A 10,748-nucleotide genomic window follows, 5' to 3' on the forward strand; every position below is an offset into this window, starting at 1 on the left:
CCGCGTCAGCTATTGGCGATGGTCAGGCCCTCGTGCGCGATCTCGATGGTCTCCACCGCGACTTCGTTGCCCTGCGCCTTGAGGTCAGTACCCGTGATCTTGGCGGGCCACGCGTTGTTCAGCGTCCAGACCATGGTGGGCTTGCCGGCTTCATCGAGCAGGCTGATGATCACCGGCACGCGCTTGATGGTGTTCATCTTGATCTGGTTGAACCAGTCCCAGAACTTGTTGTCGGCCTTGAACACGCCCTTCTTCATGGTCACGTTGCCGTACTTCTTGAGTCCGGGCATCTTGACCGTCGAGAACACCGGGCTATCGCCCTGGCGGTACTCGATCTGCTGTGCTTCCACATCGAGCCCCGAGACTTCCTCGAAGGACATCACCGTGGAGTCCCACTTCACCTGGAAGTAGAACTTCGGAATGGGCCATACATTGGTCGATTGTGCCGAGCCGTCGTCTGCCATGACAGTTCTCCGTAGATAGGGTTGCCGTTATGCCGGGTCAGGATTTCTGCATCTGCTGCTGGAACGTGATCTCGATGAACTCCGCCGGACGCACCATCGCCACCAGCACGGTCACGCGCAGGATGCCTTCGAGGATGTCGTCGGGCGTCATGGTCTCGCCGAGGCCCACGTGCACGCTGAACGCGTCGTCCGGGGTGGCGCCGGCGAGCCCGCCGCGCTTCCAGATGCTGGTCAGGAAGTTCTGGATCATGCTGCGGATGGTCACCCACGTATTGGCGACGTTGGGCTCGAAAACCAGCGCCTTGGCCGCCAGCCGGCACGATTCCTCGAGCATGATCATCGTGCGTCGCACGTTGATATAGCGCCAGTCGAGGCTGTTGCCGTCGAGCGTGCGCGCGCCCCACACCAGCACGCCTTCGCCGATGAAGCTGCGGATCGCATTGATCGACTTGCCCTGCGTGGTGACGTTGAGCTCTTCCTGATCGACCGACGAGATCGACACCGACGGCGAGATCACGCCGGCCAGGCTCACGTTAGCGGGTGCCTTCCATACGCCGCGCGTGTTGTCGACCATCGTGTAGATGCCCGCCATGGCCGCGCTCGGCGGCATCAGGTTAAGCTGGTGCTTCACTTCGTCGAGCACAGTATTGAACAGGCTACTGACCGACGTCAGCGTCTTGTTAAGCAGCGCTTTGTTGGCGAGGATCGCTTCCGCGCTGAGCGGCGGCGTGACGGCGGTCCAGTCCTTGGAGATATCACTGATCGCGCCGGCCAGCTCGCGCGTCTTGGGCGGCGCGTCATCGGGTACCGTATCGGGCAAGCCGAGGTCCGAGCGCAGCAGTTGCTGCAGAATGTCAGGGTTGGCGATGTTCTCGTAGCTGATGTCCTTGTCGCCGATCACCGTGGTGTTGAGCCATGGATAGTAGGCCGAGGCGAAATCGAGGAAGTTGATGCCCAGCGCGTTGCGAAACTGCGCCACGGGATCGCCATTCGGATCGGTGCGCGGCTTGTCGCCGCCCCAAATATCGAGAATGGCCACTCGGTTGCGCATCTTGTCGCCGCAATGCGCGAGCATGCTCTGCTGCAAATCGATGCAGTCGGCCTGCTTGAAGCGCACCGCTTCCGGAATCACGACCATCGTCGGCTCCTGCTCCTTGAGCAGCTCGTCGATGCCGGCCTTGAACTTGTCGAGGTCGAGGTCCTGCGTGTAGTCGCCCACGGACACGATATAGCAGGGGCCGCCGCCGTTCTGGAAGAAGTGCCGCAGCGCGCGGTACAGCATGTACCCGCCGCTGTCCTTGCCTTCCGGCATCTGCAGCACGTAGTCCTTGCCGGCAACGCGGAACGCCGCGATTGCCGAGGCATCGGTCATCTCCGCGATATTGAAGCGCGGGAACGGTGCGTAGCCGAAGTACTGGTGGTACTCGGCCATCGAACTGATTCGCCATGGCTTCATGCTCAGCGGCTTGTTGCGGTTATCGGCGATCTGCGTATGGCCGATGAATGCGGGAACCGCCGTCGCCACCTCCACCACGGAGTTTGGAAAGGCGTTCTTTTCGACGATATAGACGCCAGGCGTCTTCATTGCACCCATTTCACACTCTCCCGGTAAAACAGTTAGCGATTGACAAAGATTTCGGACACGTCGCACAGAGCGCCATTGACGAACTCCCTGCGCAGCGCGGCCGGGCTCGCCAATGGCAGGCGCGGCACCAATACGCGCCGGTCTCCCGACGGCCCCTTCATGAGCTGGAATCGATAATTCGGCCGCTCCTCCAGCGCGAGCGCTACCGCTGAACGCACCACGGTGACCACGGTGCCATCCGGCAACGTCTCGGCGACTGCGGGACCGAACCCGACGACCTCCGCGGCATCGGCAACAGTCAGCGGCTGGTCCCAGTTGCCCACCATAAGGTATTTCCAGATCGTCCGGCGCACGGGCAGCTCCAGCGCGGCGTCAACAGGCGCGGCGGCGAGCCAGTCCGCCAGACTCGCGCAGTCGCGCGGCGCCAGCGCGAACGCGAGCCGAAACGTGCCGTTGCTGACCATCGCGCGTACGTCGGTGTAGTAGGCCCAGAGCGGGTCGAGCGAGTGGGCGGCAAACGAGAGGCCTGCCTCCGGCCATTCTCTGCGCATGCTCCACAACCCACTGAGGGCGTGTTCGTCGGCCATGACCACATAGCCGCGCGCATCGCCGCGTAGCAGCAGGTCGAAGCGCCGCATCAGCGCGGCAGTATCCGCGTCGGCCTGCAGGCGCAGTCCTACCGGGCAGCCGCTGGCAAAATAGGGATGGCGGACTCGCAGTCCGCTGATCGCCCGGTAGCCTGGCATCGCACCGGCCGTCATGGACGCACCCCGGGGCGCACGGCCACATCGGGCTGGCCGACCAACGGCTCGCGACCCTGCGTGGCACCCGCGTCAAGGCAGACGAGCCGCGCGCGATACATCACTGACGGCAGGTATCGCCCGCCGTGGATGCTCCACAGGCTGTGCATCTCGGACGCCGACAGATTTTCGATATGGACCATGATCCGGTCGATCCGCGCATCGAGGTCCGGCGCATTCTGATGATTAAAGACGGGATTGGCCTGAAAAAACGCCATAGCATCCGACAGGAATTTAAGCGCCTCCGGATAGTTCTGGCCGCCGAATGTGGCCGCGCAGAGGATCAGCAGATTGAGATAGAGCGGTTCCGGGCCGACGACCTGGCTGCGGTGCTCCCCGGTAGCGCTGGGGCGCAGCCGGTGGGCAGAGGTATCGCGCTCGATGCCGGCCACGAACAGGACCAGCTTGTTGGCGACGAGGGGTACGGCGCTGCCGTCGAGCTCCTGCAGATTGGACACCACGACCAGATCCTCCGCTAGCACCACGTGGCGGCGGAACATCTGGTTCAACTGCAGGGCGAGGATACCTAGCGCGCTTTCGATCATGATGGGAAGCTCGGTGACGCATGGATCATGCGACGCCATCTGCGTCTTCCGCCATCGGCGCATTGCTGAGATTGAACTCGGATACTCCGGGGCTCAGACTCCGATCTCGGCATCTTTCCTAGGTATCTTTCTGAGAAGCCAGCGCCGGCGCGCATAGGCAGATCGCAGGATGGTCGATCATGCACGTACGCAAGACAAAGCGCTTCGTCCGCCCCTCCCTGGTGCGAGCTTGTGCCGATCGACGTTAGCGACCATGCTTGTTCGAGAACTGCACGCGCTGGGAGCAACGTTGATCGATTAAGGCCAGCTAGGCACGGCAACACAGAAAGTCGTCCCTGTTGCACATTTAGTTTGAGCTCGCCGTGGTGGTACACGCGCCGTTCGGCTGGCTCGAGGACCGAATGTTGACAGCGCGACAGCTGAGACTCACAGAAAAAAGAGCCCGTACACGAGGTGTGTGCGGGCTCGAGGGATATCGTTGTAGGGGTCAAAGCTACAACCGGCCCGATTGTGCGGCCCTTCGATTCCGCCCGCAACCTGCTGACCGCAAGCATCAGACGGATATGGGGGCGGCTCCATGATCGTGAAGGGCTATTGTCGGGGACGGCACCGGGATAGGTTGCCACCGATCTGATCGGTAACGTGGCCACGGTGGTCGTGGCCAAGTGGACCGGTGAATTCAGCGCGCCTTCCCCATGAAGCGGTCATTGTCGAGAATCAACGCCGACCCGGGCACCGAGGCATCCCCCACCGCCGACAACGTTGCCTCGAGCACGATGAAGTCACTGCCGGTTACCCAGCAGCGGTAGATGTAGGAGAGCGTCGGACATCGGCCTCGATGCGCATGCCTCAGACTCAGGCAAGGCCTTCCTAGGTATGTCATGGCTCTTCTTGCTTCAACAGGTGATCTTCCCCTCCCCCCGCACAACGACAACGACATTTTTCGCAATCTCGTTGACAGTATCTCCGACTACGCCATTTTTACTCTCGACAGAGGTGGTCACATCACGAGTTGGAACAAGGGTGCGGAAGCTATCAAAGGGTACACCGCAGACGAAGTAATTGGCCGGCACCTATCCACTTTCTACACGGCGGAGGCTGTCGCCCGACAATGGCCGCAGCGTGAGCTTGAGATCGCCGCGCGCAACGGCCGCCTCGAGGATGAAGGATGGCGGGTACGCAAAGATGGATCCCAGTTCTGGGCCAATGTCATCATCACGGCCTTGCATGACACTGATGGAAACGTCATCGGATTCGGCAAAGTTACGCGTGACATGACCGAGAAGAAACTGCATCTCGAGCAGTTGCGCGAAAGTGAGCGGATGTTCCGCCTACTCGTTCAGAGTGTTTCGGATTACGCCATATTCATGCTGGACGCGGGAGGGCATGTCATCAGTTGGAACACCGGCGCGGCGAAGATCAAGGGATACAGCAATGAGGAAATTCTGGGTCGGCACTTCTCTCAGTTCTATCCGCCCGAAGCGCTCGCGGACGATAAGCCCGGCACGGAGTTGCGAGAAGCTAAGCTAAACGGCAGTGTCCAGGACTGTGGGTGGCGGGTACGCAAAGATGGATCACTCTTTTGGGCGCATGTAACGATCACTGCGGTCTATGACGAGCAGGGGAAGCTACGGGGATACGCCAAGGTTACGCGAGACATGAGCGATCAGAGGCGGCTGGAGGATATCGAAGCAAGTGCCAGACGCATGAACGAGTTCCTGGCTATTCTGGGTCACGAATTGCGCAATCCGCTCTCCCCGATTAGCACCGCGACTTCCGCAATGGAGCTACTGCCGGAGGACAGTGGGCTCGTAAAGAAAAACCTCTCGATCGTGCGCCGACAGCTCACGCACGTAACGAGACTTGTGGACGATCTGCTTGACGTTGGCAGACTGTCGGCGGGGAAGCTAGAGCTAAGACGCGCCTCCGTTCCCGTTCACCGTTTTCTCTATGACGGGATCGATGCCGCGTTACCCACGATTCATGCCAAATCTCAGCATCTGACGGTCGGCGAGCTTGCCGAGCCCATGATTGTCAATGTGGATGTAACCCGCCTCGCTCAGGTCCTTCAGAACGTCCTGCTGAACGCTTCCAAGTTTTCCCCAGTTGGAAGCACCATCGAACTCTACACACGAGCTCCGTCGGGCTTCCTTGAAGTTGAGGTGCGCGATCAGGGGCGTGGCATCGCGCCTGGTTTGCTGGAAGACATCTTCAATCTCTTCGTGCAGGAAGGTCGCCCCGGATCGACCGCCAGTGCCGGGCTCGGCATCGGCCTCTCGTTGGCGAGGGCAATCGTGGAAATGCACGGCGGCTCGATCTCAGCCATGAGCGCCGGCGCAGGCAAAGGCAGCCAGTTCACCTTCCGAATTCCGCGCGGCACGCCTGCCGACCAAGACAAAGATAACTTGCCGCTTCCTGCAGCCGTGGAAACTGCCCTCCATATACTAGTGGTCGATGATAATCAGGATGCGGCGGATAGCATGGGCGCGCTGCTCCAGATGCTTGGGCATGAGGTCAGCATTGCATACAATGGGGCGATGGCAATCTTGATGGCAACCAAGTGCCCACCCAACGTGGCACTGATCGACCTGGCAATGCCGGATATGGACGGATTTGAGTTACTCGGCGCGTTAAAGAAGATTGCCGCCTTGTCTGCGACCCGCTTCCTAGCGCTCACCGGTTTCGGCCACTCGAGCGCAAGAGCAGAGACTTCGCTTGCAGGTTTCCATGCGCACCTCGTAAAGCCCGTTGACATTCATGTGCTTTTGAAGAGTATTGCCACATAGTCCACGTTTCCCGGCCGGCGGGGATTGCACCCGCTGGAGACTGGATTAAGGGCCGCGGCAAGACCTGTCTCGAGTGGACCAGCTCTCACCAGCAAATGACGGCACCTTCTGTGGGGGCATGTAATTGCTGCCGAATGGTGCAGTTCTGCCGATCGCGATCGACACGCAGAGCGCAGTCCGAACAAGTCCCCTCCCCTATGTAGGAGAATGGCCGATCATGGCCCACGTGGCTTGTTTCGTGCGTGTCTTTCTGGTCCGACGTGCAATGGCAACCGTATCGATGTACACGGCCATAGCAGTCGCCTAATCCACGGAGATGCAATGATGACTCAGACCCCCCAACCTCGCGAAGAAAAGAACATTCCCGAGCTGCCGCCAGCGGAGAAGCGTACCGATAAAGATCAGCAAGATGCGCCGATGTATGACGAAGGGTTAGGTACGCCGCCGCGCCAGCCCGGGCAAATCGACATCAAACAGCCGCGTTAGGAATCTGCGTCGAAACTCCGCGCCGACCTGGCCGGCAAGACGACCGATTGTCATGGGAGCGCATGGGAGTCGAATGAGTATGCCGGTCGAGGTATCCGGCACTTCTTAGATCTTTTGATTACGCAGGTCGTGCCCGAAAGTGTTGCGCGTTTGAATATGCCCGTCCAGGCCATGCACAAGAAGCTCGACACGCTCGCGCTGTGCGCGTTCTGTGCCGGCGACAATGGCTTCGTCTTGCGTCGCGAAGACGGTGCGGAGGCCTCCTCCCTCAACTTGGACGGCCCACATATCCCCGGCCGGTGTGATATGGATGTTGGCATTCATGTTCGACCTCCTATCCGGGATCATAGTTGTGTGAAGCGGCGGCCAACACTAGTGCAGCGGTGCCGCCGGTGAACCGGCCTATACCCAACGGAAGTTCGGCATAAGATCTTTATGCTCGTCAATGCTTACGCCGCCGAGATCGTGGATGATTCGTTTAGTGACTTCTTTGGATGCGGAGTCGCAGCTGGTAATCATGAGTATTTCGTTCGGCGGCACGTCGGTTTGCTTCCTGGACAAGCTGAGTCGAGCGATTCGTCCACCCAGTAAACCGCCGAGCCACCAGAAGATCATTGCACCGAAGGTACTGGCGCCCAGGTACGACATGAAACTGTTGACCGAGTCCGCTGATGCGCCGAACCGATAGACTGTCACCGCGCCGATGACCGAGCCGACGAGGATCCCCGAAACCGCGAGTTCCTCTCGATAGGACGTATGGGCTTTGTCCACCGTGGGAAGTCCCTCCACGGGCTGGTCGCCGTTTTGTGAAAACCAGGGGCCACCGATCAGGTTGGATGTCCCGGAGATGTCTTGGAGTGAAGCTTTTGCCTGTCGCGCCATCGCGACATCTCTGATACGAAAATAAAGTAGCGTGCGCATGATGTGCCCCAATTGATAAGGGTGACTTCCACAGGGATAACTTGGAAGGGGCGGCGATAGAAGATTTGAGACTCGCGACCTACCGAAACGTTATCTTTATTACGCCTGCGAGTCTGTCCGGTGTCGTACGCGAAAGATATTCTCCGCGAAAAACGGCCCCTAATTGTCCGCCACCGTACGGAAATTTCGTCGCCAACATGGCAGCATGGATTTGCGTCTGAAAGAAACTCATTTCTTTCTTGCTTTTTCAATTATGAGGTGCCCCATGGATACATCACCCAACTCGCTTACCGATTTCACTATGCTACTGGAGCAGTACAAGCTCCCGGGCGTCGACATGGCGCTCATCATCGATGCGCGCAGAAAGGATATCGAGGCCCTTACTCAGGCAAACAGGATTGCTTATGAAGGAATGCAGAAGCTGGTTCAGAAGCAATTGGAGATCTTCAGCAAGACTATTCAACAGATCCAGGTCGACGCCCCCAACGCTTTAGCAGGCACCGATGGCGCGCGGACGGTGACGCAGCAAAGTGAAATCGTGCAGCAACGTCTGCATACCGCGTTCAAGAACATGCGAGAGATGGCCGAGATGGCGCAAAAATCGCAGTCCGAAGCGTTGACTGTCATGACGAGGCGCGCAGATCAGAACATCGACGCCGCGAAAAATCTCATGAAAGGAGCGGGCAAGCTGGGCAGATGAGTCGCCGCCTCACTTGGCGGCAGGTATGCGACCATCACGGCAAGCTGTGATGGGCATGCCCGGCACGGCAAGCTTGTGAGGAGACAATATGGCATTGAACTTTCCGAACCCCAGCAGAAGCTACGATGCTTCGCGTCATTGTGTTCGCTTTTGGGGATACGACGAGTCGCGCGAGGTGTCCTTCCGAGTTTCTGGCGTGTTCCTGGCGCAGTTAGCCCGCGATCATGCCCTCGATGAAGAACATCAGTTGGCACTTTTCGATCAATACCGAGAGCAGATATACGTGCTTGCGCATGATATCTATACCGATGATCCGCGCCATACTTACGTCATCGAGTAAATCGTTTTCAGATAGCGAGGAACGTCGGACGTGTCTTAGCTTGCGGGCAGGAGCCGTTCGAATTCCCGCTTCACCACGGCGTAGCATTCGCAGACGCGCTCTTCCAGTCCCGCACGGTCAAGGATGACAATATGGCCATGACTGTAGCGGATCAAGCCCGAGGCCTGTAGCTTCAACGCTGCCTCAGTCACTCCCGATCGGCGCACGCCCAGCATGTTCGCGATGAGCTCCTGCGTCATCGTGAGATCGTTTGTCGGCAATCGGTCCACGCTCAAAAGCAGCCATCGGCAGAGTTGCTGGTCGATGGAGTGATGGCGGTTGCAAACCGCCGTCTGCGCCATCTGCGTGATGAGTGCCTGCGTGTACCGCAGCAGCAGTTGCTGCATAGGGCCACCCCGCTGGAACTCTTGCCTCAACACGGCGGGGTTCATGCGATATGCATGTCCCGCACTCTGCACGACCGCGCGACTTGGCGTCGTTTCTCCGCCCATGAAGATTGCAATCCCAACGATCCCTTCGTTGCCAACGATTGCGATTTCGGCAGACGCCCCATCCTCCATTACGTACAACAGCGAAATGATGGAATCGACCGGAAAGTACACCGATCGCAGCTGGTCCCCCGATTCATATACGACGTGACCCAATGGGAGCTCCACCAACTCCAGATGTGGGCAAAGGCGTCCCCTATCAGCCGGCGGGATCATGGCGAGCAAGCGATTGGATGTCGGCGTGATCGCCATAGGTGTCTCTTCGAGGGAGGAATCGGGTCGACGCGACCCTTCAGAGGAAGAATCTTTGAAACCACCATTCAACTATAGGCGGTTGTCTCCTCGCGACAAGTGCCCACAAAGCTACCACAACCAGTGCTTGACTAAGAGATGAACGGCTTCTATAACATCCATATGGATGGTTGGTGGATGCTTATCGGATGGTTAGTGGATGGTTTGATGGATGTGCGTGACTATATGTGGATTAAACGCTACCTAATTCGAATCCGAAAGTCAGGTAAATTATAAATGACCAATAAAGCACATTTATCTGTGGTCAAGCCTAAAGGTGGCGACACAGAGAAAATCACTATCAACCTTGGTCCGGTGGACTTAGGGAAGATCGATCTACTGGTGGCCGAGGGCTTCTACTCCAACAGAACCGACCTTATCCGTACCGCCATTCGTAATCAGTTGGTCGTCCACGCGCAGGCCATACAGGAAACGGTGGTACGGCGCGAGCTGGTTCTGGGGCTGCATCATTTCTCGAAACAAGATCTCGAGGCGATCTTGAAAGCTAAGGAGCAACTCGCTATCCAGGTGCTTGGCTTGGCCAGCATTGCATCGGACGTGAGTCCTGACCTGGCGGCTGCAACTGTCGCTTCGGTCGAAGTGTTGGGCGTCTTTCACGCCTCACCGGCGGTTAAAGCGGCGCTGGCGGGACGCATACGGTAGTGCGCGGCAATTACGCCGCACCTGGTTCGCCAGTTCGGAGAGCATCACAATGAAAATGGACGACGGCTTCCTCGCCTCAATGCGTGAGGCTATGCACCTGCTACAAACGGCAGGCCCGATGGAGGCGACGACGGCGATCCAGCGCGCGCTCGGTCACCACTCAACGGATGTCGGCCTAGGCAGGCAAAGCGCACCGATGCCTGCGCAAATCGTGGAGTCGCTGTTGACTGACGAGAGGCCGCAGTTGTCAAGGCAGAACCCGTGACGACCGTCGTTGAACCGAGCGTCCCTCCACACGCGGTCGCTACTGGGCATTTTTCCCAACACACCTTTGCCAACCAGGCCGGGCAGCGCTCATACAAGGTGTACGTGCCGGCGGCCGACGCTCGGGCGGAGCCAATGCCGCTCGTCGTTATGCTCCATGGATGTACACAGGACGCCAACGACTTTGCCGCCGGTACCCGTATGAACAACCTTGCGGACGATCTTGGCTTTGTGGTGGTGTATCCGATTCAATCTCCCGCCGCCAATACCTCGAAATGCTGGAACTGGTTTCGCCCAGGTGATCAATGCGTATTTCGGCCGAACGTGACCGGCCGTTTCGGGATCGTGACCGGTGATTTCGGCAACGTGACCGAGCGAACCGGAAGGCAGGATTGGCGTTGCGCATGACATCAAC

General features: G+C 58.8%; 14 protein-coding genes. 7 read left to right on the top strand and 7 right to left on the bottom strand.

Annotation, left to right across the window (positions count from 1 at the left end; translation table 11 throughout):
• Positions 1-5: 5 nt before the first annotated feature.
• From LDO41_RS32460 to LDO41_RS32475, 4 genes are read right to left on the bottom strand one after another with little or no spacing between them, the layout of a single operon-like run.
• Positions 6-464 (bottom strand): phage tail protein, encoded by a 459-nt coding sequence (locus LDO41_RS32460; RefSeq protein WP_223995641.1) that lies wholly within the window; start codon positions 462-464, stop codon positions 6-8.
• Between the two features lie 37 nt (positions 465-501).
• Complete coding sequence (locus LDO41_RS32465) at positions 502-2,058, bottom strand: phage tail sheath family protein (protein WP_223995642.1); 1,557 nt, start codon at positions 2,056-2,058, stop codon at positions 502-504.
• Positions 2,059-2,081: 23 nt separating this feature from the next.
• Positions 2,082-2,810 carry a hypothetical protein gene (locus LDO41_RS32470; RefSeq protein WP_223995643.1) on the bottom strand — a complete coding sequence of 243 codons (729 nt, stop codon included), beginning with the start codon at positions 2,808-2,810 and terminating at the stop codon, positions 2,082-2,084.
• Positions 2,807-3,394: a DUF4255 domain-containing protein gene (locus LDO41_RS32475; protein WP_223995644.1), complete on the bottom strand. Its 588-nt coding sequence runs from the start codon at positions 3,392-3,394 to the stop codon at positions 2,807-2,809. The genes LDO41_RS32470 and LDO41_RS32475 overlap by 4 nt, the downstream gene beginning before the upstream one ends.
• Positions 3,395-4,275: 881 nt before the next feature.
• Between LDO41_RS32475 and LDO41_RS32480 the strand changes: the two genes are divergently transcribed.
• Both LDO41_RS32480 and LDO41_RS32485 read left to right on the top strand, forming a co-directional pair.
• Entirely contained in the window at positions 4,276-6,180 is a 1,905-nt protein-coding gene (locus LDO41_RS32480) for a PAS domain-containing hybrid sensor histidine kinase/response regulator (RefSeq protein WP_223995645.1), read from the top strand.
• A 321-nt stretch (positions 6,181-6,501) separates the two neighbouring features.
• On the top strand, positions 6,502-6,666 hold the full coding sequence (locus tag LDO41_RS32485; RefSeq protein WP_223995646.1) for a hypothetical protein: 165 nt from the start codon (positions 6,502-6,504) through the stop codon (positions 6,664-6,666).
• 105 nt (positions 6,667-6,771) lie between these two features.
• Here the strand turns inward: LDO41_RS32485 and LDO41_RS32490 are convergent, their stop codons facing one another.
• Complete coding sequence (locus LDO41_RS32490) at positions 6,772-6,990, bottom strand: DUF2188 domain-containing protein (RefSeq protein ID WP_223995647.1); 219 nt, start codon at positions 6,988-6,990, stop codon at positions 6,772-6,774.
• A gap of 78 nt (positions 6,991-7,068) precedes the next feature.
• Positions 7,069-7,587, bottom strand: coding sequence for a hypothetical protein (locus LDO41_RS32495; RefSeq protein ID WP_223995648.1), 519 nt, complete (start codon positions 7,585-7,587; stop codon positions 7,069-7,071).
• 265 nt (positions 7,588-7,852) lie between these two features.
• On the opposite strand from LDO41_RS32495, the gene phaP reads away from it, so the two are divergent.
• Both phaP and LDO41_RS32505 read left to right on the top strand, forming a co-directional pair.
• The gene (gene phaP / locus LDO41_RS32500; protein WP_223995649.1) at positions 7,853-8,287 is read left to right on the top strand and encodes a TIGR01841 family phasin; all 435 of its coding nucleotides are present in this window, start codon (positions 7,853-7,855) and stop codon (positions 8,285-8,287) included.
• 88 nt (positions 8,288-8,375) lie between these two features.
• On the top strand, positions 8,376-8,627 hold the full coding sequence (locus LDO41_RS32505; RefSeq protein WP_223995650.1) for a DUF1488 family protein: 252 nt from the start codon (positions 8,376-8,378) through the stop codon (positions 8,625-8,627).
• Between the two features lie 35 nt (positions 8,628-8,662).
• Here the strand turns inward: LDO41_RS32505 and LDO41_RS32510 are convergent, their stop codons facing one another.
• Positions 8,663-9,367, bottom strand: a complete 705-nt coding sequence (locus LDO41_RS32510; protein WP_223995651.1) for a Crp/Fnr family transcriptional regulator — start codon at positions 9,365-9,367, stop codon at positions 8,663-8,665.
• Between the two features lie 276 nt (positions 9,368-9,643).
• On the opposite strand from LDO41_RS32510, the gene LDO41_RS32515 reads away from it, so the two are divergent.
• From LDO41_RS32515 to LDO41_RS34435, 3 genes are read left to right on the top strand one after another with little or no spacing between them, the layout of a single operon-like run.
• A complete protein-coding gene (locus tag LDO41_RS32515; protein ID WP_223995652.1) occupies positions 9,644-10,069 on the top strand; it encodes a CopG family transcriptional regulator in 426 nt (141 codons plus the stop codon).
• Between the two features lie 49 nt (positions 10,070-10,118).
• A complete protein-coding gene (locus LDO41_RS34430) occupies positions 10,119-10,334 on the top strand; it encodes a hypothetical protein (RefSeq protein ID WP_223995653.1) in 216 nt (71 codons plus the stop codon).
• Positions 10,331-10,741 (top strand): alpha/beta hydrolase family esterase, encoded by a 411-nt coding sequence (locus LDO41_RS34435; RefSeq protein ID WP_377745328.1) that lies wholly within the window; start codon positions 10,331-10,333, stop codon positions 10,739-10,741. The genes LDO41_RS34430 and LDO41_RS34435 overlap by 4 nt, the downstream gene beginning before the upstream one ends.
• Positions 10,742-10,748 lie beyond the last annotated feature (7 nt).

It is taken from the genome of Cupriavidus pampae, assembly GCF_914271485.1.
GTDB lineage: Bacteria > Pseudomonadota > Gammaproteobacteria > Burkholderiales > Burkholderiaceae > Cupriavidus > Cupriavidus pampae.